The sequence below is a fragment of the Microbispora hainanensis genome (genome assembly GCF_006874475.1).
Taxonomy (GTDB): Bacteria; Actinomycetota; Actinomycetes; order Streptosporangiales; family Streptosporangiaceae; genus Microbispora; species Microbispora hainanensis.
This window is the reverse complement of record NZ_VIRM01000048.1, coordinates 49129-73093: the sequence shown is the minus strand read 5'-3', so window position 1 is coordinate 73093 and position 23965 is coordinate 49129. Positions and strand designations below refer to the sequence as shown.

The following is a 23965-nucleotide window of genomic DNA, read 5'->3' as shown; positions in this document are numbered from 1 at the left end:
CGCTCTGCCGTTCGTGCCGGCCGCTGGTGGCGCGGCGGCCAGCCTGGACAGGTAGGCGCAGGTCGCAGCGTCGAAGTCGTCGCCGTCCAGGCGGGCCAGCAGCCGTCCCAGGGTGGAGGCGGCCAGCCGTACGGGGCCCGGGAGACCGATCCGGGCGCGTAGCTCGGGATCGTATCCGGCGATGAACCGGGTGATCTTCGCCAGGGAAGTCGCTCCGCCGAGCACGGCGAGCAGGGCTAACGCGAGCAGCGGGCCGAGTCGGTAGCGGCGCCCGCGGCGGCTGCGAGGGTCCGGTATGGCATCCAGCACCTCGGCCAGGGTGGGCAGGTCGGACAGCGGATCGCAGATGGTGACGCGCTCCAGGTGGCGGGAGAGCACGTCGATCGGGGATGATGGCACGCGAACGCGACCCCTGTTCTTGATCGACTGGCTAGACACCGACGATCATGAGGGGTCGCGTTTGTCATCTCCGCACCGGGGCGCCCTCAACTACCCGTCCGTCCCAGGGCTGCGCCCATCTCACCAGCCGAGAACGCTTGGGCCCTGGCTCCCGGGAGGCAGGACCTCAAAATCACTCATGCGGGCTCAGTCGGCGACAGGGAGTCGGGCGTTGACGTCGCTGACCATTTCCCACACCGGTCCTTCGGTCACGATGCCCGCACCAAGAGCGCGCTTGTAAGCAGCTCCGCTTGTCTTGGGGCCACAGCTAGGATCGGATTGCTCGCACGGGGGGAGATCTCGGCCGCCTTCCACTGCGCGGCGCGAACACTGGAGGCGACCCCAATCTTGACTCCGCGCGCGCGGAGCTCCGCCAGCAATTGCTTGGCGTCGAACAAGTACACCGACTCGATACACCAGGGGCGCACGCCACCCCGCGACGAAGCCGCCGGCGACGCGAGCCCCGTGAAGACGAGGTAGTAGTCCAGCTCCGTCCGCTCGGTAACGTCCAGCAGGCCCTCACGCTTGAGGTACCACTTCACATTGACAGTCCGGCCGCGCAATGGACCAGACGTGAACCGACCGTCGATCGTGGCGGCTACGGCCGAGGTCTCCAGCTCGATTCCGAAGACCTGCGCCGCGATCCACTCGCCCAGGTGGCCCGAGGTCATAGGACGCTGGATGAGCGCTGCGATCTTCTCGTCGATGGTTCCGCTCGTTCAACAGCTCGGCGATCCCCTCCACGTCGATATCGCTCATGCCACCCAGCCTCCCACTCCCCTACACAGAATTCGCGACGATGGTCGCGGAAGATACGAGGAAGGATCGCCGCGCCGTTTCCCCAGAGCAAGACGCGCTTCGACCCCTTGCGGAACGACGACCGAGCCCTCATCCCGTCAGTGCCTCCAGGATGGTCAACTACCTGTCCGACCCGCTCTGCCGCTTCCGGTCGTGGACACCCGCATCGAACCAAGGGGACACTGCCACCTGGCGTTTGCCGCCGGGTTTCCGTAACTGGCGAGACGAGCGTGCGGGACATGCATACCGCAGTATGATTGATGTATGGCGGATACGACGCGCATCACGGTGACGTTGCCGAACGATCAGGTCGCCGAGCTCAGGAAGATCACCGACAATATCTCGGGTTATGTCGCCGAGGCGGTGGCACGCCAGCTTCGGCACCAACTCCTGGGTGCCGACTTGCTGCGTCACCAGGAGGAGCACGGGAAGTTCACCGACGAGGAGCTCTCCGAAGCCCGCGCCGGCATCTTCGGGACGGCATCCGGCGGTTCGGCTAGCGCGGCATGATCGAGCACGTCGAAACCGTCGTTCTCGACTCCCAAGGGCTCTCCGCCTGGGTCGCGCAGGACCGCAAGATCCTCGCCATGTTCCAGGTATTCCATTCCATGGGGTCCGATTTCGTCATCGGCGCCAACACCATTGTGGAAGTCAGCCACACACGAGTGGACATGCCCCGGCTGCAATGGGTGCTCTCCCGCGTGAAGGTCGAGCCGGTGACCGAGAGCGCGGCCAAGAGGTCCGCTGAACTACTCAAGGCAGCAGGCCTGCACGGCCACAAGTACGCGATCGACGCGACGATCGCCGAGATGGCATTGCGGCAGCCAGGCCCGGTAGCCATGCTCACCTCCGACGTGGACGACATGGTCCGCTTGTGCGGCAACCGCGTACGGCTCATCGGCGTCTGAAGGCGGAACAGCCACCAGCCACTAAGGCTTGTCGTTACTCGCCCAAATACGCTGATATCCGGCAGCTTGATCACATGCTGAGGGCCGGGACAGACCAAGGTCGACGTCGAGATCCTTCGACAGGGCCTATCGGGCCTTGCCCTTCTTCCAGGGGCTGACGCCGAGTTTCCCGGTGGTGCCGAGATCGAGCTCCGGCGTCACCATCACGGGAGGAGCACCGGCCTTGGCGTTCACCCTGACGTACGGCAGGTGCACGGAAGCGCCGTCGGTGACGGTGTTGCGCCACATCAGGCCGGCGGACGCTCTCTGGCCCGGCTTCAGAGTCACCGGCCGGGGCGGATCGTCGAAGCCGGTCACGGTGGAGATGCCGCCGCCGCCGTGCAGGACCTCGACGCCGGTGACCGGCTTCCTGTCCTCGTCGAGAAGCTGGAGACGCGGGTAGCCGTTGAGGTGATAGGCACGGGTCGAGCAGTTCTCCAGATGGAGACCCACGACGCGGAGCCCCGAGGCGGCCTCGGTGTTGCCCAGTGTGACGCGGACGCCGGAAGGTGGGCAGGGACCTGCCGCAGCGGTCGCCTCGTCGGCCGGGACGCTTCTGACCTTGGCGATGTGCACGCCCCCCACGGTGTACTCCCGCGGAGGAAGCCCGTCCATCGTGACCGTGCGCTGCACGGTCTGACCGGGCTCGACCGCCGGCACCGTCTGCTCCGCGTTCGACAGCGCCTCTCCAGAAGGGGACACGAAATCGAAGGTGATGGTGTACGTGAAGGGTTCGGCCTCGTGGTTGGTGACCTGGAACCTGGCGGAGAACCGGCAGTCGCGGGACCGTACGCTCAGGCCCGATATCGCGACGCCGTCCCTCTCCAGATCCCCTGAGGTGATCGGCGTATGGGTGGACGGGGCCACGCATGAGGGGTCGCCGCGCCGGCCTTCCGGATCGAAGCCGTCGCGCCACGCAGCGGCCCTTTCCCATCCGCAGGCCGGGAGGAGCAGGACTCCGGCGAGCACGGCGGCAAGGCCGAGGGGGGTGGTACGCATCCGAACACGGCGCATAGGAACCCCAGGCTATAGCGACAGGCTGCCGACACGCGGCACCCATTCGATGCCGGAATGCGCGCGGCGACCGGACGCCCCACGGTGGATCAATGACCGGGCAGAGCCGGGGCCGGCTCGCGCACCATGAACACGTCCACGTCATCCTCGGTCTCGACCGTGAACCCGTGCCGCTCGTACAGCCGCCGGGCCGCACTGCCCCGCAGCACGTTCAGCCGGATCAGGGCGTCTTCCCGGTCACACCGTTCCAGCAGGCCGCCCAGCACGGCGGAACCGATCCCCCTGCCCTGCAGGTCAGGGGCCAGGTAGAAGTGCTCCAGCCAATAGGCGCCGTCGGCCGGGCGCAGCGCCACGCAGCCGGCCACCGCACCGTTCGCCTCGATCGTCCAGGTGTGCGCCGGTGTGAATCCGTCTCGCAGCCGCTGCCGTACGCGCTGCTCGTCGTAGCGGCCGAGCCGCTCGAGATCCGCTCGAAGCACCAGGGCCCGCAGCTCGGCCACCGCCTCCACGTCCGCCGCCGACGCCGGCCGGAGCCTCCAGTCCAACACGACCGCGATGCTATCGAGCGGGGCTCCCAGGGTGCCGCCGCCGGGAGGTCGTCGCGCGAGATACGCGCGCGCCACCCTGGCCGTTGCCGCCCGCGCCGCTCCCCCGCGTCCGGTCGGGAGCAAGGGGCTATTCACCCTGCCGCGCGGACGCCGCCTGGCTCGACGTCTCCGGCCCGGCATGGGCGAGCAGCCCGTCGACGAGGGCCCGCAGCCCCTGGACGTAGGTGTCCTGCGCGGACAGCGTCCGCCATAGGTCGCCGATGGCGACCAGGCGTGGCATCCGCGATTCGTCGAGACCGCTGAAGAGCGGGCCGCGGCCGGCGTCCGCCGGCTGGCGGGCGGAGTGGGCGCGGACGAGGATCTCGCCGACCGTGTAGTACCAGATGTGGCGGAAGAGGTGCACGGCCTGGTCGGGTGTGCATCCGTGGTCGATGGCTCCGGCCACGATGGCCTCGACCATCCACACCGATTCGCCGAGCCGGCCGACGAACCCGTCGGCCGTGAGGACCTCCGCGGCCCACGGCCAGGCCGCGAGGGCGTCGTGGATCAGGGTGGCGGTCGCGATGATGCGCTCGCGCGGGTCGCCGGGCAGGTCGGGGCGCGGGACCTGGTCCGCGTATTCGGTGATCAGCAGAAGCAGCAGGTCTTCTTTGTCCCGCACGTGGTGATAGAGGGTCATCGTCCCGATGCCGAGCTCGGCGGCCAGCCGGCGGATGCTCAGCTTCTCCCAGCCGTCCCGATCGATGAGCCGCCGGGCCGCGTCCAGGATCTGCGCTCGCGAGGTCACCGGTGGACGGCCGGTGCGGCCGTGCGGGGCATTGCGTCGGGACACCGTCCCATCATTCCGTCCGGCCGCTCCCTCACGCCAACCGGGGCTTCCGCCGTCGACACCGGAACCGGTTCCGAGGTACTTTCAGTACGTGTACGAAAACTATTCCGTCGGAACCTGCCGGAGGACTGAGGAACGGTGACAGACACGCGATCAGCAAGCGGACAACCGTTCGTCCGTACGGCCGCCCGGCCGGGGCTCACCCTCGCCGCGGTGGCCCTCGTGCAGTTCATGGTGTCGGTGGACCTGTCGGTCGTGAACCTCGGGCTTCCGCGGATCGCCGCGGGCCTCGGCTTCAGCCCGGTGGGCCTGACCTGGGTGATCCACGCCTACGCCCTCACCTTCGGCGGCCTGCTCCTGCTGGGCGGGAAGATCGCCGACCGCTACGGCCACAAGCGGGTCCTGCTGGCCGGGCTCGCCGTCTTCGGCCTGGCCTCCCTCGCCGGCGGCTTCGCGCAGGAGCCCGGCCATCTGGTGGCCGGCCGCGCCCTGCAGGGCATCGGGGCCGCCGCTCTGTCTCCGGCCGCGCTGGCGGTGCTGACCGTCACCTTCCCCTCCGGCAAGGCCCGTGTCCGGGCCTATGGCATATGGAGTGCGGTGAACGCCGCCGGCGGCGCACTCGGCGTCCTGATCGGCGGGGTGCTCACCGAGCACGCGGGCTGGCGCTGGGTGATGTTCGTCAGCGTCCCGATGGCCGCCGTCGCGCTGGCCCTGGCCTGGCGGGGTGTCACCGGCACTCCGCCGACGGCTCCCGATCGCCGTCCGGACGTGCTGGGCGCGGTCCTGGCGACGGCGGGAATGACCCTGCTCGTGTTCGGCGTCGTCCGCACCGACCAGTACGCGTGGACCTCGCCCGTCACCCTGACGACCCTGGTGGCCGCCGTCGCCCTGCTGGCCGCGTTCGTCCGCCTCGAGCGGACCACCACCCGCGACCCGCTGATCCGGCTCGGCCTGCTGGCCAACCGCTCGGTCGCCGGCGCCAACTCCTACAACCTCCTGCTCGGCGCCGCCATGGCGTCGTCCTTCTACTTCGCGTCCCTCTACCTTCAGCAGGTGCTCGGGGCCGGCCCGACCGTGGCCGGGATCCGGTTGCTGCCCTTCGCGATCGGCGTGATCGCCGGCGCCACGACCGCCATCAAGCTCGGCTACCGGCTCCCGCTCCGCACGATGCTGATCATCGGCGGGCTGGTGACCGCGGCGGGGTTCATCTGGTTCGGCCTGATCAGCGCCGACGGTTCCTATCTCGCCGACGTCCTCGGCCCGTCGCTGGTCACCAGCATCGGATTCGGGCTCTGCCTCGGACCGGTCGTCTCCGCCGCCACCGTGGGCGTGGCGCCGAGCGAGACGGGCATGGCCTCCGGCCTCCTGTCGAGCTCACGCCAGATCGGCGCGTCGTTAGGACTGGCCGCCCTCGGCACGGCCGCCCACGCGCGCACCGGTTCGAGCACCACGACCGAGGGCCTCACCGAGGGATACGCGCTCGGCATGACGCTCAGCGCCGCGCTCCTGGCCGGCGCCGTCCTCATCGCCGTCACCGTCCTGCCGCGTACGAGTACGGCGGCACCTCCGGGCACGGCGGGCGTGACGTGGTCCCCGAACCGGAATGACCGGCCATGCCGCTTCCTCGGGAGTGGTCACGGCAACCTCGAGAACCCGCGCGGGTTCGGTCAGCGATTCACCGTAATAATCGGTAAGGGGACGAAGACGGGAATCCGGTCGATCATGGGCGATCACAACCAATGCGCCTCAATGAAATGGAAGGAATCCGGCCGGTCGGGCAAAGCAATTTCCGCCACAGGGAAACGTACCGGCAACATCTCCGGTGCCGTTTGTTTTCTCCAGCGGAAAGCGGTTGTTTTGCGCACTTCTGGGTGACGGGGCCTTTTGTTACCTCTAGCGTGAGAATCAGGGTCTGGATCCAAGGTTCGATGGATCGATTCGCGCTCCGTGCAGCCGGGTTTCCCGGGTGACGTCACGGAGTCGACGGAGTGATACTCATGCTCAAGGAAGCACTCGCTGCTGGCGCGATCACAGCGTCGGCCCTCATCGTCCCGGTGACGATGCAGACGCAGCCGGTCTACGCGGCCGGCAGCACCGCACAGATCACGCAGAGCCCGACACAGCCCTGCCCCGGAGGCAGGTGCCGTGGCCGTGAGCGCTACCGGACGTACGACGACCGCGGTCGCGGACGCATAGAGCAGCGCGGACGCGAGCGCGGGCGGTTCGAACAGCGCACGCGCGAGCGCGAACGCATGGAACCGCGCATCCGTGAACGCGGCCGGTTCGAGGAACGCGGACGCGAGCGCGGCCGGTTCGAAGAGCGCATGCGCGACCGGGGCCGGTTCGAGGAACGCGGACGTGAACGCGGCCGATTGGAGGAACGCGGACGCGAACGCGGACGATTCGAAGAGCGCGGGCGCATGGAAGACCGCGGCCGGTTCGAAGACCGCGGACGCGAACGCGGCCGATTCGAAGAACGCGGGCGCATGGAAGACCGCGGCCGGTTCGAAGACCGCGGACGCGAACGCGGCCGATTCGAGGAATTCGGACCGCGGTAGCGGCATCAGCTGCGGGGAGAGTGAGGCAGCAACAGCAGCAAGGACCGGATAACCGCACATCGAACCTGCCGGACCCTCGCCCCACGAAGCAGCCGCCTCGTGGGGCTCTCCCCTGCCGGGGGCGGCACGGCCGCTCGTCCGCATTTCGGCCGTCGCCGGGAAAACGAATTCTCAGCGAATGCGCGATTCAGGACGGCGACCGCGGTATCAAGACGAGGTTCGACCGGGCGATATGCGATAGACGGACACGTGCGAACGCGACTCCGCCGTGAACTCGGTGCCGATCCAGTCCGCGTGCCTGCTTTCCCGCTCGAACCCGGCCAGCCGGGCCATGAGGTCGAGCTCGGCCGGCCAGATGTAGCGGTGGGGGCTGCGGAACAGCCGTGCCTGCCCGCTCTCGTCGAACCTGAAATGGTGCGACACGACGTGTTGCCGCAAAAGGTCGTAGGTGTCCAGGCCGATGTAGCCGGGCTCCTGATGCCACACCACGGCCTCCTGGCCTGGTGGAAGCCTGCGCAGCTCCGGCACCCAGAGCTCGATCACGAAGCGGCCTCCGGGGGTCAGGTGGCGCGCGGCGTTGCGGAAGCACGCGACCTGCTCGGCCTGGGTCAGCAGGTTGGAGATCGTGTTGTAGACGAGGTAGACGAGCGTGTACTCGCCCGGGGCGGTGGCGGTCGCCATGTCACCGATGACCACCGGGATCGTTGCTTCGTCCACCTTCGTACGGAGCTGCTCGACCATCGCACGTGACAGCTCGATGCCGGTGACGGGTACGCCACGCTCGGCGAGCGGCACGCCCACGCGGCCGGTTCCGATGGCGAATTCGAGCGCCCGCCCGTCGGCCGCGAGCTCGGCGAGGCGATCGACGGCCGGCCCGAGGACCTCGGGCGCGAACATCCCGGCGCCCGGCGTGTCGTAGTGCCGGGCGGTCTGGGTGTTCCAGATCTCCTCCTGGCGCATACTCCCCATGATCACCATGGGCGTACGCCGCCGTCCAACGATTTTCCGCGCGCAAGAGCGCGGAAGGGCTCAGCAGGGCCTCTACGACCCCCGGCCATGATCGAGAGAGCGTCGAGAGAGATCAGATCTGCCGGTCGCGGCCCGCGAAGTATCCGGCCACGGTCTGCACCGCCATGAGGCCCGCCACGAGGGCCAGCGGCCCGTGCCAGCCGCCCGTGTGCTGATAGAGCGCTCCGACGAGGATGGGCCCGGGCACCGACACCAGATAGCCGACGCTCTGCGCGAAGGCGGACAGCCGGATCACCGTCGCGCCGTCCCTGCCCCGCATGGCGATCATGGTGAGCACCAGCGGGAAGGCGCAGTTGGCCACGCCGAGGAGCACCGCCCACAGCCAGGGCGCGGCGGCGGGAGCCGCCCACACCCCGGCGTACCCGGCGAGCCCGAACGCGCCGAGCAGGACCGCGATGCCGCTCTGGTTCCGCAACCGACCGGCGACGGCGGCCAGCGCGAAGGACAGCGGCACCCCGAGCACCGAGGTGACGGCGAACAGCAGGCCGGCGGTCTCGGCGGACAGCCCGGCATCGCGGAAGATCTGGGGCAGCCAGCCGATGATCACGTACGCCGAACTGGACTGCAGGCCGAAGAAGAGCGCGAGGGCCCAGGCCACGGGACTGCGCGCGACCCGCACGGGCGTTCCGGCCTCCGCGGCGGCGTCCCCGCGCCCCGCCCGCTCGGCCCGCGGCGTGGCCTCTCGCCCGGCCCGCTGCCCGGTCCGGCGCCCGGCCGGCCTCCCGCCGTCCCGGGCGAGGGCGGCCCACGGCGGCACGGCGACGGCGGCGAGGACGGCCCAGGCGCCGAGACCGGCACGCCAGTCGCCGCCGAACGCGCCGGCGAGCGGGACGGTGACCGCGGCGGCGGCCGAGGCGCCGAGGTTCAGGGCCATGGAGTAGAGGCCGGTCATCATGCCGACCTTGTCAGGGAAGCGTTGCTTGACCACGACCGGCAGCAGCACGTTGGCGACCGCGATCCCGGCCAGGGCGAGGCCGCTCAGCGTGAGGAAGACCGGGGTGGTGCCGACGAACGGCCGCACGGCGAGCCCGAGCGCCACCGCGGCCATCCCGGCGAAGACGACGCCGTCCGGTCCGAACCGGCGGGCCAGGCGCGGCGCGGCCGAGCCGACCAGCGCGAAGCACACCGCCGGCACGGACGTGAGCAGCCCGGCGATGGTGGCGCTCATCCCGAGGGCGGCGCGGGCCTCTTCGAGCACGGGCCCGAGGCTGGTGACAACAGGGCGGAGGTTGAGCGCGGCCAGCACCAGTGCGGTGACGGCCAGGCGGCGTGTCCACGTGGCGGATCGGGCGTGGCCCTGCCGCTGCTTCACCGGGCTGCCCGGTGCCGCGTCGCCCTCCGGCCGCGCCCTGTCCCGGACCACCGGCTCGTCGCGACCCGCCGGCTCATCGCCAACCACGGGCTCATTCCGGACCGCCTCGCCGTACGGAGCCGGCGGACACCCGGCCGCCCTGTCATCCACGCGCTGTCATCCCGAAAACCACCTCGTCATCCTCAAACAACTAGGTCATCCTAAAATAAGCGGTTTATCCCAAAATCCACCGGTTCACCCCTCGCGAGAGCCCTGCCGGCTCGCGACCCCGTCTGTCACATCATTCCGGATAGGGGCTTGACACCCCTTTTGTGGCGGAAAAAACTCAGATCACTCCCGCTCCACAGCACTTCCCCCGACAGCGGCCGGTGAGCGCGCAGCCGCGAAGGAGACAGGCATGAGGCGATTGCTCGCCGTTTTCGCGCTGGTCGCAGGCTTCCTGCTCGCGCCCGCGCATGCCGACGCCGCCGTCATGGACGTGGCACCGTCGGCCACCGCCTCGGCCTCCTACACCTCGCCCTGGGAGAGCGTGGCCGCCGTCAACGACGGCATCGACCCGGCCCGCTCCGACGAGACGCAAAACCGCCGCTGGGGCACCTGGCCGGAGGCCGGCGAACAGTGGGCCCAGCTGACGTGGCCGTCCGCCCAGACGATCTCCTCGGTGCAGGTCTACTTCTTCGACGACGGAGGCGGCGTCCGGCTGCCGGCCTCCTGGAAGCTCGAGAGCTGGAACGGCGCGGCGTACGACGACATTCCCGCCGCCTACCCGATCGCGGCCGACACCTACAACACCGTCACGTTCCCCGCCGTCACCACCACCAGGCTGCGCGTCGTCCTGCGCAGCGGCCAGGCGTCGGTCGGGCTGCTGGAGATCAAGGCCCTCGCCGACACCGCCGGACAGCAGAGCACCTGGAGCCCGCCCGCCGACCTGGTCGCCCCGCTCGACGAGGTCCGGCGGCACGCCGAGTCCGTCAACCCCGACCTGTACGGCTATCGCAACTACGCCTGGGACCAGATCATGGCCAACGGCGGCAGCGTCGACTACTGCGTCCGCTGGGACTCCGGCGCCCCGGTCTCGGCGGAGCTGCGCGACAAGATCGAGGCCGCGCTGGCCAGGTCGTTCAAGAAGTGGACGGACGTGATGGCGGGCCACAACGGCTGGCCGTACGCGGACGTGCCGGTGAAGGTGGTCGGCTGGGCCGTACGCGACCGCTCCCTGCTGCAGTGGAACGACGACTCGGTGGACGTGTACGTCGGCGATCTGAGCGAGAACGCGCCGCAGTGCGCCGAGCCGTGCGGGCGCCTGTTCGACCAGTCGGGCGCATACCCGAACTGCCCGGGCGGTCCCTCCCACCACTACGACATGTCCCTGTGGCTCACCGAGGGCATGAGCGGCGGCATGGGAGGCGCCTGGGGACAGCGCGTCGGCAGCGAGTATCTGGTGGACAACCTCGGCAGCGACGACATCCACATCCTCCTCCACGAGATCGGACACAGCTTCGGCCTGGACGACTTCTACGACTGGACCCCGGCCGGGCAGTGCTGCTTCCTCATGAAGGCGGGCTCGGCCACGTCGATCACCGAGTTCGACGCGTGGATGCTGCGCGACGTCTGGCGGCACCTGAAGAACCGCTACGGCTACTGACGCCCCTCGGCGGCCCCGCCCGCACCAGGCCTGGGCCGCGTCAGGCCTGGGCCATCGCCGTGGCGCCGGGGATCGATTTCGACATGTGTCGAAAATAGTCGCGATCAAGACAGAGCGGTCGTCCGAAGACATTCCACGTTTGCGTCCCTAGCATCGCCCACTGCGGGCCAAATCCCCCGGCCCGAGTCCCCCTGATCGTTCGTGGAAGGTTTGCCGATGTCCTCATCGCCCCGGGTGACGCCTGGTCCCCTCCCGCCGGCCGCGTCACGCCGTACGGGTGCCGCACGCCGCACCGCCGCGGCGCTGGGCCTGGCCGTCGCCACCACCGTCACGGGGCTCGCCGTGAACACGGCCCCCGCGGGCGCGGCCGCCCCCGTCGGCCCGGTGTTCCAGGACGGCATGGCCCAGCCGGTGTTCTCGTCCAACAGGAACGACTGGATCCGCGAGGAGGTGTGGGTCGAGACCCCGGTCGACAGCGACGGCGACGGGCGCAACGACCGGGTGCACGCCGAGGTCACCCGCCTGCGGGAGACCGAGACGGCCGGTCTGAAGTCGCCCGTCGTGTACGAGGTCAGCCCCTACTACGCCGGCGGCAACGACATCACCAACCACGACGTCGACCACGAGCTCAACCAGGCGGTCCGCCCGGGCAAGGGCTGGCAGAACCGCGGCGGCAAGCGGCTCGACCCGGCCACCGACGAGCGCCTGGCCGCGGCGGCGGCCGACGACTCCGGTGCCGGCGGCGCGGACGCGTCCCTCGCGGCGAGCGGCCCGCAGCCGGTCATCAGCACCAGCCACGAGTCCAACTGGCTGCCGCGCGGTTTCGCGGTGGTCCACGCCGAGTCGCTGGGCAGCGGCCAGTCCGACGGCTGCCCGACGACCGGCGGGCGCAACGAGACCATCGGCGCCAAGTCCGTCGTCGACTGGCTGAACGGTCGCGCGAAGGCGTACGACGCCTCCGGTCAGGAGGTCAAGGCGACGTGGACGACCGGCAAGGTCGGCATGATCGGCACCTCGTACAACGGCACCCTGCCCAACGCGGTCGCGAGCACCGGCGTCAAGGGGCTGGAGGCCATCGTGCCGATCTCGGCGATCTCCAGCTGGTACGACTACTACCGGGCGAACGGTGCCGTCGTGGCCGCCGGCGGCTACCAGGGCGAGGACGCCGACGTGCTCGCGGAGTACGTCTACACGCGCGCGGACCAGCAGGTCTGCCGGAGCGTCATCGAGCAGCTCGCGAAGGCGCAGGACCGCGAGACCGGCGACTACAGCGCCTTCTGGGACGAGCGCAACTACATGAACGACGTGGACAAGGTCCACGCCGCGGTGCTGGTCGCCCACGGCCTCAACGACTGGAACGTCAAGACCAAGCAGGCCGCGCAGTGGTATGAGGCGCTCAAGGCGCGCGGGGTGCCGCACAAGATCTACCTGCACCAGGGCGGGCACGGCGGCTCCCCCAGCGTCGACGTGCTCAACCGCTGGTTCACCCGCTACCTCTGGGATCAGCAGAACGGCGTGGAGAACGACCCCCGCGCCCTGGTGCAGCGCGAGGACAGGACCCTGGTGCAGTACGCCGAGTGGCCCGACCCCGCCGCCGCGGACACCGAGCTCAACCTGGCCCCCGGCGACGGCGGCGCGGCCGGCCTGCTCACCCCGGACAAGACCCGGAAGGGCAAGCCGGTCACCGAAACGATCGTCGACGACGCCACGAAGCCGGCGCAGACCCTCGCCGACGCGGCCACCTCGCCCAACCGCCTGGCGTACAAGTCGGCGGCGCTGACGGCGCCGGCCAGGCTCAGCGGCACCCCGCGGGTCTCGCTGCGGATGTCCTTCGACCAGCCGGCGGCGAACGTCACGGCGCTGGTCGTGGACTACGACGAGAACGGCAAGGCGAAGATCATCACCCGGGGCTGGATCGACCCGCAGAACCGCAAGTCGATCTCGCGGACCGAGCCGGTCAAGCCGGGCTCGCCCTACGGCCTCGACTTCGACCTGCAGCCGCACGACTACGTCTTCCCCGCGGGGCACCGCATCGGGGTCGTGCTGCTGTCGAGCGACTACGAGTACACGATCCGGCCCGCTCCCGGCGCCCGACTGCACCTCGACACGACGAAGAGCACGGTGACGCTGCCGATCGTGGGCGGCACCGGCGCGCTCGCCTCCGCGAGCTGACCGTCCTTTCCCGACACGCCGTCCCCCTCGGCCCGACCGGCCGGCGGGGACGGCGTTCGCGTGTCTACAGCAGCGCCTCGCGGTGCCGCCAGGCGAGGTCGAGCACGGCCGCGCCCGCCGCCTGCATCGGCTCGTCGCGGACGTGCCGGCGCACGGTCTCCGCGTCGAACGGGACACGGCCGACGATCCGGCCCTCACTGTTGGAGGCGGCGACCTCGCCGAAGGCGGCGTCGAACGTCTCCGCCTCCAGCACGGTCACCGTGAGGAAGTCGGTCGCGAACGTCAGCGGATCGACCCCCACGCCCAGCACGTGGCAACGCACCCGCCCGTCCTCGCGGGCATCCGTCAGCAGGCGGTAGAACGGCCAGCTCTCGTAATCGAAGCCGTCGCCGTACTCCTCTCCCCGCCCCAGGAACTCCTCGGCGTACTCGCGGACCACGCACTTCCACAGGTCGAGGTCGGCCTTCTCCGCGCCCGCGGACTCGTGCGCGGGCTGGAACACCCCGACCGGCATGACCTGGAAGAGCCCGCCGCCGTGCGCCACCTTGGCCGGGTCACGCCAGTGCAGCACGAACGACGTCTCCCCCGTACGGCGGTCGCGGCGCAGCGTGAGGGTGGAGATCGCACAGAGCGCGGGCCGCCTGCGCAGGTCGGTGGGGTCGCCCACGAGCGTACGGAACGGCAGCCGCCGCCCGGCCCCATGCCCGGCACGCTCATGCCCACCGAGCCCCCGCCCGCCGAACCCCTGCCCGTCGAAGCCCTGCCTGTCGAACCCCTGCCTGTCGAACCCCTGCCCACCAGACTCCTGCCCAGCAGGCTCACGCTCGCCGGACTCCTGCCCGGCGAGCTTGTACGCCGCGAACTCGTGGGCGGCCGCCTCTCCGACGCTCACGCCGTCGAAGTAGCGTGCGCGGGTGAAGGTCAGCTCGGGCCAGGCGACGTCCAGCAGCCGGTAGCAGGTGCGGTCCTCGAAGAGCCGGGGGCGGGCGAGCGTCCCCAGCGCGTCCGGATAGGCGCCGGCGCCCTCCGGCAGCAGGGCCGCCGCCTCCGGTTCGCGTCCCGTGACGGCGGGTGCGGGAGCGTCGTCCACCCAGCCGAGCCGCACCTCGCGCAGGTCGAGCGGCGTGGCCAGGGTCCATGGGGTCGCCGTCCAGCCGTCCCGGGTGAGCAGGCGGGTCGATCCGGCCCTGGCCGTCGCGGGATAGAGCCGATCCGCCGCAGCGGCCAGCTCGTGCCGGTGCCCGTCCAGGCGTCGCCGCACCGCGACCCATTCCGGTCCCGACGGACGTACGCGCGGATCCGAATGCGATGTCACGGACTCAGGACCCTACTCACCGGCCCAGGACCCCACCCACCAGCGCGGCGCCACGTCCTCCGCAGAAGACCGGGCGTCGGGGACCGGTCACCTCTGATGAACACGGAGCGTCAGACATGGTGACGGAAAGTATCCAGAGAGGAGCATGCGATGCACTCGCAGCGACAGGGGGTGGGCACGTGACGTCCCTGCTGCACATGGACGCCAGCGCCAGCGGCGGCGGCGACTCGGTCACCAGGGAGTTGACGGCGTTCTACGCGGACACGTGGCGGTGTCTCCACGGGAGCGCCGGGTACCGATACCGCGACCTCGCCGCCGACCCGGTCCCGCTGGTCTCGCCGGCCTTCGTCTCCCTCGGCATCCGGGTGGAGAGGCACGGGGCGGTTCCGCTGCGGAAGGTGGCGGAGATGACCGCCGGCCCCGCCGAGGAGCGCGAGTGGGCGCTGACCCTCCCGCTTATCGAAGAGATGCGCGCCGCGGAGACGGTGCTGGCCGGCGTCCCGATGTACAACTTCTCCGTGCCCGCGTCCCTCAAGGCGTGGATCGACCGGGTGACCTTCCCCGGGGCGTTCGTCGACCCCGGCACGGGCAACCGGCTGCTCCGGGAGACGAACGTGGTGGTGGTCACCGCCCGCGGCGGCTGCTACGCGCCGGGCACGCCGCGGGAGGATTTCGACTTCCAGACGCCCTACCTGAGGGCCTACTTCACCGAGCTGGGCGTGGCGCCGGAGAACCTGCACTTCGTGCATGCCGAGATGACCCGGGCCTCGGACGTGCCCGCCCTCGCTCACTTCAAGCCCCTGGCGGCGGACTCGCTGGCCGCGGCGAGGACCGCCGTGTCCGAGCTGGCCCGCCGGCCGGTCGGCAGCGGGGCGGCGACGCGCATGCGGTGAGGTCCCGGCACCGACGGACCGGGGCAGCGTGCCAACCCCGCCGCCCGACACAGGGCACAGCGCACAGCGCACAGGGCACAGCGCACAGGGCGCCGCGGCCGCCCGTAGCGGCCTCGGACGAGCGGTGGTGTCCGTCCCTCGGCGGACACCACCGCGGACCCGCGGCATGTCACCTTTCCGCGGCGCGATTCGTCTTAAGGACGGGAAGCAGAGACACGAACGGAGAGCCTGTTCCGCGCCGTCGAGGCCCGCCACCGAAAGCCGCGCCGGGCCCGCACCGGCGCGGGTAAAGACGTATATCGAGACTCCTGATCGGCATTCTGTGAATGCGTTGTCAGAATGCCGCGCCGCTGTGCGCAATATCGAAATCGACATCCGCGAATTCGCATTTCCAGGACGCCGGAAGATGCCGGCGATTCCGCAATTCCGCCGGTCACGTTTCCCGGTCGCCCCCGGCAGGGGGCCACCCGGGGACGGACGAGGGTGGCCACAGCCCGCGCGGTCCCGTCCGCTCAGGCGCGAGACTGCCGCTGCTCCACGGTCATCCGGTAACGGTGGGTAATCGTCGCGAGTTCGGCGGCCTTGTCGTGGTTCGCACGTCCGGCGATGGAGCGCTCGGCGCCGTCCATGTTCCGGTTGGCGAGGATGATGGCCCTCGTGGCGGGGCGCCTGGCGGCCTCGTACCGCTCCAGGGCGGCGGCCACGTCCTCGCCCCGCGCGAGTTCGGCGGCGAGCGTGATGCCGTCGATGATGGCCTGCGAGGCGCCGTTGGCGCCGATGGGGTACATGAGGTGGGCGGCGTCGCCGAGCAGCGTGACCCTGCCCTCGCCCCAATGCGGGAGCGGGTCGCGGTCGGCCATCGGATAACGCAGGATGCGGGGGCTGCGCGCGACCATGACGGCGGGGTTCAGCCAGCCGAAGTCCCACTCGACGAGGTGCGGCAGCACTTCTTCGAGCAGCCCGGGGCGGTTCCATCCCGCTCCGTCGGACAGGCTCTTCGAGGGAGCGGCGACCATGCAGACCCAGTTCACCAGCGCCTTGCCGCGCTCCGCGTGACGCCTGGAGATCGGATAGGCGATCAGCCGGGTGGCCTGCTCGTCGTTGACCAGGATCATCGTGCGCCCGTCGAGGAACTCGTCCATCTCGGACAGGCCCCGCCACATGTCGACTCCCGCCGGAGACAGCGCACCACGGCCGGGGTGGAGCCGAGACCTCACCGAGGAGTGCATCCCGTCGGCGCCGACCAGCGCCGCGGCCTCGAACTCGACCGCGCCGCCCGCCTCGTCGTACGCGAGGACGCGGACGCCGGAGGCGGTCTGCCGGAAGGCGTCGACGCGGAGCCCGGTCCGCACCGCGTGGGGGCCGAGCCGGTCCCGGACGGCCGCGAGCAGGAGCATCTGCAGCTCACCGCGGTGAATGGAGTATTGGGGGTGCTGGTGACCCGCGGCGACGCCCCGGGGCTCGGTCCACAGGATGGCGCCCCCGTGGTCGAGGTATCGATGCTCGCGGGTGCGGATACCGGTGGCCGCCAGCGCCTCGCCGAGGCCCAGCTCGGTCAGCGCGCCGATCGCGGCCGGCTGGATGTTGATGCCCACTCCGAGCTGCCGGAGCTCGGCCGCGGCCTCCAGCACGACCGCGTCGATTCCTTTGGCGTGCAGGGCGAGCGCGGTGGCCAGCCCTCCGATCCCCGCACCTGCGATCACGATGTCGGCGGTGTTGGCAGTCGTCATGGCGTCGCACTCCCTGGGCCGGACACGGCTACTCTGCGTTACCCCAGTGGGCGCCGCAGCGGTGGGATAGGGGCCGGGCCCCGGACAGGAACCCGCTTACGGGGTGCGGGCGGGGCCCCGTCCCGCCGATGCCGAGAGGCGGGACGGAGCGTGCCGTGCCGGGGCCCGGGCCGGCTTCTGGATTCCGACCGGGAAGTTCCTGGTCAGGCGTGATGAACGGAGACGACCTTGTACGCCTGGGGGGCCGCCTTGGCGATCTCCGCCGCCCTCTTGGCGAAGACCTGCGCCTCGGGGTCGCCCGCGGTGGCCTTGATGTCGTCCGGGCTGCGCCACTGGGCGAGGTTCACGACCCGGCTGCCGTCGAGGCTGGCGAGAATGTTCACCGAGATGAAGCCGGGCCGGTGCCGCATGACCTTCTCGGCACCCTCGTCGAGAATGGCGATGAGTTCCTGCTGCTGCGAGGGGTCGACGTCGAAGACGTTGATGAATGTCGCGTGCTGATCGCCGACCCGAATCACTGTCTCACTCATGACTTCATCGTATCCGACAAAGAACCAATTCAGTCAAGCCCGATTGTTGATTAAACAGGATTCCGAACACGAGCTTCTCTCCGAATATCGCGCGCGCAGAGCAGGAAATACCGCTTATCGCAACCGGGCACGCGGACGGCTTCACGGCCGTCCTGACGCTCCCGCTCGCCACCCCGCGGGAACGGGACCGCGCGAGCACGACCGCGCGAGGACGACCGCGCGAGCGGAACCTGGGAACAGGACCCTGGGAACAGGTCCGTCGTGATCCCGGGGAGTGGGTCCGGCGCGTGATGCCGCGCCGACGTCGGCGCCGGACCCACCCGGAACCCACCGGGGCCCGTCACGGACCCCGGAGGGTGTGCCCTCCCCCGGCCTGAGGCGGAGGTCAGCCCGGCCTCAGGCCGGCGTCAGCGAGGGGCTGGCGTGCAGGTCGAATCCCTCGTAGCCCGCCTCGGCCACTTCGCCGAGCTTGAGCCGGTAGGACGCGAGCCCCGCGAAGTAGAACATGACCCTGTTCTTCTTGCCGGGGATGTTCGCGCCGAAGATCCACGACTTGACCTTGGGGAAGAGCGTGTAGTCCGCGAGCTTCCCGCAGGTCTCGGTCCACTCGTCCTCGGCGTTCCTGGTGGCCTCGATCACGGTGGTGCCGTTCTCCTCAGCCGTGCGGATCAGGTCGCCGATCCACTCGACCTGCGTCTCGATGCCGGGCGGGAGGTTGCTGAAGGCACTGTTGGGGCCGAGGACCATGAACAGGTTGGGGAAGCCGTGGGTGGCGACGCCGAGATAGCTGGTGGGCCCGTCCTCCCAGTGGTCCCGGATCGTCACGCCGCCCCGTCCGCGGATGTCCATCCGCTTGTAGCTGCCGTCCACGGCGTCGAAGCCCGTGGCGAAGACCAGGACGTCGAGCTCGTGCTCCACTCCGTCCTCGGTGAGCACTCCCGTGGGAGTGATCTCCTTGATCGGCGTCTCCTTGATGCTGACCAGGGAGACGTTGTCGCGGTTGAAGATCTCGTAGTAATCGGGGTTGCAGATGGGGCGCTTGGCGTAGAAGTCGCTCGGCGTCAGCTTGCGCGCCGTCTCCGGATCCTTCACGATCTCGCGGATCTTCGACCGGATGAACTCCGCCGCGGCCTCGTTGGCCTCGGGATCGGTCGCGATGTCGGAGAACGTGCCGAACATGAAGCGGAAGCCGTTCCCCTTGTCCCAGTACTCCTGGAACACCCGCCGGCGCTCCTCCTCGGAAACGCTCATGGCGGGGACGTCGCTCTCCTCGAAGCCACAGGCGACGCGGGAGCCGCGCACCTGCTCCCAGATGCGGTCGTACGACGCGCGCACCTCCGCGACGTACCCCTCGGTGACGGGGCCGTGGCCGGACGGGACGCAATACTGCGCCGAGCGCTGGAACACCGTCAGGTGCTCGGCCACCTTGGCGGCGGCGCAGGCGAACTGGGTGCCGGTGGATCCCGTGCCGACGACGCCGACGCGCTTGCCCTCGATCGTCAGGTCGTCGGGCCAGGAGCCGGTGTGGACGATCCTGCCCTGGAAACGGTCACGGCCCTTGATGTCGGGGATGTTCGCCGTCGACAGCGGCCCGAGCGCGGTGACGACGTACCGCGCGGTGAAGCTCTCACCGGTGTCGGTGCCGACGGTCCAGACACCCCGCGACTCGTCGAACACCGCGCTCTCGATGCCGGTGTTCAGCTGGATGTCCCTGCCCAGGTCGTGCTTGGCGACGACCGCCTCGAGATAGGCGAGGAGCTCCCGCTGCGGGGTGTACTTGGTGGTCCAGTCCCACTCCTGGAGCATCTGCTTGTCGAAGGAGTAGCGATAGACGAAGCCCTCGACGTCCGACATGGCGCCGGGGTAGCGATTCCAGTACCAGGTGCCGCCCACGCCGCCGGCCCGGTCGAAGGCCCGCACCCGTAAGCCGAGCTCGTTGCGGAGCGTGTGGAGCATGTAGATTCCGGCGAAGCCGGTGCCGACGACGATCGCGTCGAAGTCGGTGTCTGTCGTGTCGGTCAAGGTTGCACTCCTTCGTGTTTCCTGTCCCTGTGGGGAGGGGGTCACGGCTGCAGCCGTGAGATGTGCCAACCGGAGGGAGTCCGGTCGTAACGCAGCCGCCGGTGCAGCCGGTCGGCGTCGGCCGACCAGAACTCGACGGCGGCAGGCTCCAGGCGATATCCGGCGAAGCGCGCCGGGCGCGGCAAGGAGATTCCGTAGGACGCCAGGCGCTCCGCCTCCGACCTGAGCCGGGCGACGTCCTCCAGGGGTTCGCTCTGCCGGGAGGCCACCGACATCGCGTGCAGCGGCACCGGCCGGGCGTTCCACAGGCGTTCCGCCTCGGGCTCGGGCAGCATGGCCACCGGGCCGGAGAAGCTGAGCTGCCGGGCGGTCTCGCGCCAGTAGAGCAGGCCCGAGGCCCAGCCGGTCTGCGCGATCTCCCGGCCCTTCCTGCTGGTGCTGTGGCTGGTGAAGACCAGGCCCCGGTCGCCGACGTCGATGACGGCGACCATGCGGGTGGAGGCCCGGCCGCCGCGGTCGGCGGTCGCGAGCGCGAGCGCCAGCGGTTCGCGCACCCCGGCCTCCACCGCCCCGGCGATCCACTGCCGCGCGAGGTCCATCGGCTCGGCGGGCGGCATGTCGTACTCGGGGAACGCCGGGTCGATGGCGCCGGTCAGACTCTCGAACCTGCTGCTCACTGTCGCCTCCGCAAGCTGTGGGAGCGGGGGACGGCCGCGGGGCGCGGCCGTCCCCGATGGCAAGGGCGGGGAGGGGGTGGAAAAGGGCGGGGACCCGGCCGGACGGGCCGGTCGCGCCGTTCAGGCGTAGATCACTCCGCGAGCGACGGTCACGGCCGAGCCGCCGACCCGTACGGAGGTGACGTGCTCCGCGGTCCCGTCGGCGCGGGCCCGCATGAGCGAGGGCCGGCCCATCTCGACGCCCTGGTGGATGTCGATCCACTGCCCGAACCCGATGCGCCCGTGCCGGGCGAGATGGATCGCCAGCGGGCCGGCCGCCGACCCCGTGGCCGCGTCCTCGGCCACGCCGTACGCGGGCGAGAACATCCGGCTGCGCCAGGTCGAGCCGGAACCGGCGAAGCAGTTGGTCGCCATGTCGGGAAAGGCGGCCAGCGCGCGTTGGTCGGGGTCGACCCGGGACAGCGCCGCCGTACTCTCCAGCCCTACGAACACGTGCCGGGGACCGTTGTGGTAGATCACGACGGGCAGCGCGGAGGAGGTCAGGCCGAGCGCGGCGAGCAGTTCCCCGGCCCGGTCGAACTCCGCCCAGGTCGGGACGGGCTGCTCCATCTCGGCGGCGACGGCCCGCCCGTTCACCCGCTTCAGGTCGAAGGCGATGACACCCATCGCCGTCTCCAGCCGGAGCATGTCGCCCCCGCGGGTCTCGCCCAGCGCGATGGCGGTGCCCAGAAGCGGGTGCCCGGCGAACGGGAGCTCGTTCACGGGGGTGAAGATGCGGATGCGGGCGTCGCCACCCAGCCGGGGCGGGAGGACGAAGGTGACCTCCGACAGGTTCATCTCCCTGGCGATGCGCTGCATGCGGTCGTCGGAGAGGTCCTCGGCCTCGAAGAAGACGGCGACCGGATTGCCCTGCAGCGGCGTGTCGGTGAACGCGTCGACGACCACGTACGGACGCGCCCCCTCCAGCACGGACTGGTCAGCGATGGTCACGACAGCAGTCCTTTCATCAAGGAGCCCAGGATGCGCGGGCCGTTCTCGGTGAGCACCGACTCGGCGTGGAACTGGATGGAGGAGAAGTGCGGGCCGCGCAGCGCGTGCACCTCGCCGGTCGAAGGATCGCGGCAGATCTCCACGGTGCCGACGCCGTCGATCTCGGCCAGGTCCGCCTCCGCCCGGGCCGCGAAGGTGTTGTAGAACCCCACGCGCTCTCGCGCGCCGAACAGGCCGATCTCCTTCTGCACCCCCTGGTTGGGGATGTCGCGGCGCTGCAGGGCGAACCCGAGCCGGGTGGACAGCACCTGGTGACTGAGGCAGACGGCCAGGAAGGGACGCCGGGCCGACAGCAGCGCGTCCGCCGCCGCCCGCAGAAAAGCGATCTTCGGGTGGGCCGGGTCGCGGGGGTCGCCGGGGCCGGGCCCCAGTACCACGAGGTCCCACCCGTCCAGCGACGGCCCGTCGTCGTGGCGCCGCACGGTCACCGACATGCCCAGGCTGCGCAACTGGTGGTCCAGCATCGAGGTGAAGGTGTCCTCGGCGTCGACGATGAGGGTGCGCACCCCGGCCGGCACCGGCTCGGCCGGCGTGTCCCCGGCATGGCCGCCCAGCCAGAAGCCGGCGATGTTCGCGTTGCGCCGCTCCAGCGCCTCGCGGACCTCCGGACGGGCCCTGAGCCGGCCGCTGTCGCCGGTGTCGAGCGCCGCGAGCAGGCCCGCGGCCTTCGCCCGGGTCTCCGCGACCTCCGACATCGGGTCCGAGTGGCGTACGAGGGTGGCGCCGACGCCCATCCGCGTCCGGCCGGCGCGGTCGATGTCGGCGGTCCGGATGAGGATGGAGGAGTCGAGGGTCTGCCTGCCGTCCTCGTCACGCCCGATGAGGGCGACGACCCCGCTGTAGTAGCCCCGGCCGTGCGGCTCGTGCCGGTCGATGACCCGGCAGGCGTTCTCCACCGGGCTGCCGGTGACGGTCGGGGCGAACATGGTCTCGCGGAGGATGTCGCGCACGTCCCAGCCGGTCTCGCCCTCGATGAAATACTCCGTGTGCGCGAGCCGCGCCATCTCCTTGAGCCGGGGGCCCGTCACGCGGACGCCGGGCTCGCAGATCCGCGCCATCATCTTGAGCTCCTCGTCCAGGACCATGTAGAGCTCGTCGGACTCCTTGCGGTCGGCGAGGAAGTCCATGACCCCGGGCAGCGAGGGGCCCGACGGCGGATAGCGGTAGGTGCCGCTGATCGGGTTCATGGTCGCGACGCCGTTCCGCAGCGTCACGTGCCGCTCGGGGGTGGCGCCCACGAACGTCCGCTCGCCGGTGTGGACCACGAAGGTCCAGTAGGCGCCCGACTCGACCTCCAGCAGGCGCCGGAAGAAGGCCAGGGCGGAGCGCGGCGTGTAGTTCCCGATGTCGGCGACGAAGGACCTCTTGATGACGAAGTTCGCCCCTTCGCCCTCGCCTATCGCCTCCTTGACGACCCTGCGGACGATCTCGGCGTAGTCGTCGTCGCTCACGTCGAAGTGCCCGCCCGAGACCGCGAAGGGCAGGTCGGGTATCCGGTCCAGCGCCTCGGCGACCGGAACCGCGCCCTGTCGCGTCACGGTCATCGCGACGAGCGGAGCGCCGTCGTCGGCGCAGGCGAAGCCCCGCTCGCGGACCTGCCGATAGGGGACGACGACGAGCGCGTGGTGGACGCCGCCCGCCGCCGGTTCCCGTGCGCCGGGCAGCGGGATGTCCGCGAGCTCGCGAAGGTGCGTGATCTCACCCGTCAGCACGTCCAGCAGGCCCGGCCCGTTCGCCTCGGGCCGGTGCAGCAACGCGAAGGCCGGCGCCCGGAGCTCCAGCACGTCGCCGAGCAGGTCACCCCCACCGGGGTCCGGCCCGTTCACGCGAACACCTCCTTGGCCGTCAGGACGACCGCGCAGCGTTCGGCCGCGTACTCGACCGTCATGCGGTGGTAGCCGGCGGTGAAGTCGGCGACGGCGTCGGCGACCAGGAAGGTCTCCAGGTCGTTGGTGAACGCGTCGACGGCCGTCATCAGCACGCCGACGTGGGCGTACACGCCGCAGACGACGAGCTGGTCGCGACCGCTGCGCCGCATGCGCTCCAGCAGGTCGGAGCGGAAGAAGGCGCTGTACCGCAGCTTGGTGAACATCCAGTCGCCGGGTGCGGGGGCGAGCTCGTCGACGACGAGCCGGTCCTCGGGGGCGCGGCGCATGCCCGGCCCCCAGAAGTCCTTGAGGAGCCCGCGTTGCTCCTCGGTCATGTCACCGGGCTGGGCCGTGTAGCCCACGGGCACGCCGAGCGCGGCGCTCCGCTCGCGCAGCAGCGCGATGTTGCCGACGAGTTCCTTCCTGATCGGCTCGGGGAACGGCCTGACGAAGTAACGCTGCATGTCGTGGATCAGGAGCACGGCACGAGCGGGGTCGGGCGTCCATCCGGCGTGGTTGGCGGGCAGGTCGCCCGCGGCCGGGAGGAGGTAGGGCTTGATCATGGGTATGCCGGACATATAACGACCTTC

22 protein-coding genes are annotated in these 23965 nt (G+C 70.5%); 7 read left to right on the top strand and 15 right to left on the bottom strand.

What is annotated here, in order from left to right; genetic code table 11:
• Together FLX08_RS30450 and FLX08_RS30445 are read right to left on the bottom strand one after the other, a co-directional pair.
• On the bottom strand, nt 1–399 hold a 399-nt coding region (locus FLX08_RS30450; protein ID WP_208761757.1), incomplete at its 3' end, for a transposase family protein.
• A 248-nt stretch (nt 400–647) separates the two neighbouring features.
• The gene (locus FLX08_RS30445) at nt 648–1109 is read right to left on the bottom strand and encodes a hypothetical protein (protein ID WP_208761756.1); all 462 of its coding nucleotides are present in this window, start codon (nt 1107–1109) and stop codon (nt 648–650) included.
• Nucleotides 1110–1500: 391 nt separating this feature from the next.
• On the opposite strand from FLX08_RS30445, the gene FLX08_RS30440 reads away from it, so the two are divergent.
• On the top strand, nt 1501–1746 hold the full coding sequence (locus tag FLX08_RS30440) for a type II toxin-antitoxin system CcdA family antitoxin (RefSeq protein WP_142623704.1): 246 nt from the start codon (nt 1501–1503) through the stop codon (nt 1744–1746).
• Nucleotides 1743–2144, top strand: coding sequence for a DNA-binding protein (locus FLX08_RS30435; protein WP_142623703.1), 402 nt, complete (start codon nt 1743–1745; stop codon nt 2142–2144). Before FLX08_RS30440 ends, FLX08_RS30435 begins: the two co-directional genes overlap by 4 nt.
• Before the next feature lie 126 nt (nt 2145–2270).
• Here FLX08_RS30435 and FLX08_RS30430 read toward each other — a convergent pair whose 3' ends face one another.
• The 3 genes from FLX08_RS30430 to FLX08_RS30420 form a co-directional block, all read right to left on the bottom strand.
• On the bottom strand, nt 2271–3182 hold the full coding sequence (locus FLX08_RS30430; RefSeq protein ID WP_142623702.1) for a DUF4232 domain-containing protein: 912 nt from the start codon (nt 3180–3182) through the stop codon (nt 2271–2273).
• 104 nt (nt 3183–3286) lie between these two features.
• The gene (locus tag FLX08_RS30425; protein ID WP_142623701.1) at nt 3287–3745 is read right to left on the bottom strand and encodes a GNAT family N-acetyltransferase; all 459 of its coding nucleotides are present in this window, start codon (nt 3743–3745) and stop codon (nt 3287–3289) included.
• A 127-nt stretch (nt 3746–3872) separates the two neighbouring features.
• Complete coding sequence (locus FLX08_RS30420) at nt 3873–4577, bottom strand: TetR/AcrR family transcriptional regulator (RefSeq protein WP_142623700.1); 705 nt, start codon at nt 4575–4577, stop codon at nt 3873–3875.
• Nucleotides 4578–4712: 135 nt separating this feature from the next.
• Here FLX08_RS30420 and FLX08_RS30415 point away from each other — a divergent pair, with 135 nt between their 5' ends.
• A complete protein-coding gene (locus FLX08_RS30415; protein ID WP_244313011.1) occupies nt 4713–6449 on the top strand; it encodes an MFS transporter in 1737 nt (578 codons plus the stop codon).
• Between the two features lie 122 nt (nt 6450–6571).
• Nucleotides 6572–7132: a hypothetical protein gene (locus tag FLX08_RS30410; protein WP_142623699.1), complete on the top strand. Its 561-nt coding sequence runs from the start codon at nt 6572–6574 to the stop codon at nt 7130–7132.
• A gap of 207 nt (nt 7133–7339) precedes the next feature.
• Here FLX08_RS30410 and FLX08_RS30405 read toward each other — a convergent pair whose 3' ends face one another.
• Nucleotides 7340–8101: a class I SAM-dependent DNA methyltransferase gene (locus tag FLX08_RS30405; RefSeq protein WP_208761755.1), complete on the bottom strand. Its 762-nt coding sequence runs from the start codon at nt 8099–8101 to the stop codon at nt 7340–7342.
• Nucleotides 8102–8213: 112 nt separating this feature from the next.
• A complete protein-coding gene (locus tag FLX08_RS30400; protein WP_142623697.1) occupies nt 8214–9560 on the bottom strand; it encodes a CynX/NimT family MFS transporter in 1347 nt (448 codons plus the stop codon).
• 310 nt (nt 9561–9870) lie between these two features.
• On the opposite strand from FLX08_RS30400, the gene FLX08_RS30395 reads away from it, so the two are divergent.
• Both FLX08_RS30395 and FLX08_RS30390 read left to right on the top strand, forming a co-directional pair.
• Nucleotides 9871–11118: a galactose-binding domain-containing protein gene (locus FLX08_RS30395; protein WP_142623696.1), complete on the top strand. Its 1248-nt coding sequence runs from the start codon at nt 9871–9873 to the stop codon at nt 11116–11118.
• Nucleotides 11119–11334: 216 nt separating this feature from the next.
• Nucleotides 11335–13290 carry a Xaa-Pro dipeptidyl-peptidase gene (locus FLX08_RS30390; protein WP_142623695.1) on the top strand — a complete coding sequence of 652 codons (1956 nt, stop codon included), beginning with the start codon at nt 11335–11337 and terminating at the stop codon, nt 13288–13290.
• 64 nt (nt 13291–13354) lie between these two features.
• Here the strand turns inward: FLX08_RS30390 and FLX08_RS30385 are convergent, their stop codons facing one another.
• On the bottom strand, nt 13355–14551 hold the full coding sequence (locus tag FLX08_RS30385) for a transcriptional regulator (RefSeq protein WP_142623694.1): 1197 nt from the start codon (nt 14549–14551) through the stop codon (nt 13355–13357).
• 233 nt (nt 14552–14784) lie between these two features.
• Here FLX08_RS30385 and FLX08_RS30380 point away from each other — a divergent pair, with 233 nt between their 5' ends.
• Nucleotides 14785–15498 carry an FMN-dependent NADH-azoreductase gene (locus FLX08_RS30380; protein WP_208761754.1) on the top strand — a complete coding sequence of 238 codons (714 nt, stop codon included), beginning with the start codon at nt 14785–14787 and terminating at the stop codon, nt 15496–15498.
• Between the two features lie 512 nt (nt 15499–16010).
• On the opposite strand, the gene FLX08_RS30375 is transcribed toward FLX08_RS30380, so the two are convergent.
• The 7 genes from FLX08_RS30375 to FLX08_RS30345 all read right to left on the bottom strand — a co-directional run bounded on the left by FLX08_RS30375 (nt 16011) and on the right by FLX08_RS30345 (nt 23953).
• Nucleotides 16011–17228: an FAD-dependent monooxygenase gene (locus FLX08_RS30375; protein WP_142623692.1), complete on the bottom strand. Its 1218-nt coding sequence runs from the start codon at nt 17226–17228 to the stop codon at nt 16011–16013.
• 203 nt (nt 17229–17431) lie between these two features.
• Nucleotides 17432–17758: an antibiotic biosynthesis monooxygenase family protein gene (locus FLX08_RS30370; protein ID WP_142623691.1), complete on the bottom strand. Its 327-nt coding sequence runs from the start codon at nt 17756–17758 to the stop codon at nt 17432–17434.
• A gap of 396 nt (nt 17759–18154) precedes the next feature.
• The gene (locus tag FLX08_RS30365; RefSeq protein WP_142623690.1) at nt 18155–19780 is read right to left on the bottom strand and encodes a flavin-containing monooxygenase; all 1626 of its coding nucleotides are present in this window, start codon (nt 19778–19780) and stop codon (nt 18155–18157) included.
• 41 nt (nt 19781–19821) lie between these two features.
• A complete protein-coding gene (gene phzG, locus FLX08_RS30360) occupies nt 19822–20457 on the bottom strand; it encodes a phenazine biosynthesis FMN-dependent oxidase PhzG (RefSeq protein WP_142623689.1) in 636 nt (211 codons plus the stop codon).
• A 120-nt stretch (nt 20458–20577) separates the two neighbouring features.
• Nucleotides 20578–21447, bottom strand: coding sequence for a PhzF family phenazine biosynthesis protein (locus FLX08_RS30355; RefSeq protein WP_280117142.1), 870 nt, complete (start codon nt 21445–21447; stop codon nt 20578–20580).
• On the bottom strand, nt 21444–23333 hold the full coding sequence (locus tag FLX08_RS30350; protein WP_142623688.1) for an anthranilate synthase family protein: 1890 nt from the start codon (nt 23331–23333) through the stop codon (nt 21444–21446). The genes FLX08_RS30355 and FLX08_RS30350 overlap by 4 nt, the downstream gene beginning before the upstream one ends.
• Nucleotides 23330–23953: an isochorismatase family protein gene (locus tag FLX08_RS30345; RefSeq protein ID WP_142623687.1), complete on the bottom strand. Its 624-nt coding sequence runs from the start codon at nt 23951–23953 to the stop codon at nt 23330–23332. The genes FLX08_RS30350 and FLX08_RS30345 overlap by 4 nt, the downstream gene beginning before the upstream one ends.
• Between the last annotated feature and the right edge of the window lie 12 nt (nt 23954–23965).

What these genes read in the sequence shown, in the direction of transcription:
- FLX08_RS30445 (WP_208761756.1), bottom strand. Translation starts at nt 1,109, where the DNA reads ATGACCTCGGGCCACCTGGGCGAGTGGATCGCGGCGCAGGTCTTCGGA.
- FLX08_RS30440 (WP_142623704.1), top strand. Translation starts at nt 1,501, where the DNA reads ATGGCGGATACGACGCGCATCACGGTGACGTTGCCGAACGATCAGGTC.
- FLX08_RS30435 (WP_142623703.1), top strand. Translation starts at nt 1,743, where the DNA reads ATGATCGAGCACGTCGAAACCGTCGTTCTCGACTCCCAAGGGCTCTCC.
- FLX08_RS30430 (WP_142623702.1), bottom strand. Translation starts at nt 3,182, where the DNA reads ATGCGTACCACCCCCCTCGGCCTTGCCGCCGTGCTCGCCGGAGTCCTG.
- FLX08_RS30410 (WP_142623699.1), top strand. Translation starts at nt 6,572, where the DNA reads ATGCTCAAGGAAGCACTCGCTGCTGGCGCGATCACAGCGTCGGCCCTC.
- FLX08_RS30405 (WP_208761755.1), bottom strand. Translation starts at nt 8,101, where the DNA reads ATGGGGAGTATGCGCCAGGAGGAGATCTGGAACACCCAGACCGCCCGG.
- FLX08_RS30395 (WP_142623696.1), top strand. Translation starts at nt 9,871, where the DNA reads ATGAGGCGATTGCTCGCCGTTTTCGCGCTGGTCGCAGGCTTCCTGCTC.
- FLX08_RS30390 (WP_142623695.1), top strand. Translation starts at nt 11,335, where the DNA reads ATGTCCTCATCGCCCCGGGTGACGCCTGGTCCCCTCCCGCCGGCCGCG.
- FLX08_RS30375 (WP_142623692.1), bottom strand. Translation starts at nt 17,228, where the DNA reads ATGACGACTGCCAACACCGCCGACATCGTGATCGCAGGTGCGGGGATC.
- FLX08_RS30370 (WP_142623691.1), bottom strand. Translation starts at nt 17,758, where the DNA reads ATGAGTGAGACAGTGATTCGGGTCGGCGATCAGCACGCGACATTCATC.
- FLX08_RS30345 (WP_142623687.1), bottom strand. Translation starts at nt 23,953, where the DNA reads ATGTCCGGCATACCCATGATCAAGCCCTACCTCCTCCCGGCCGCGGGC.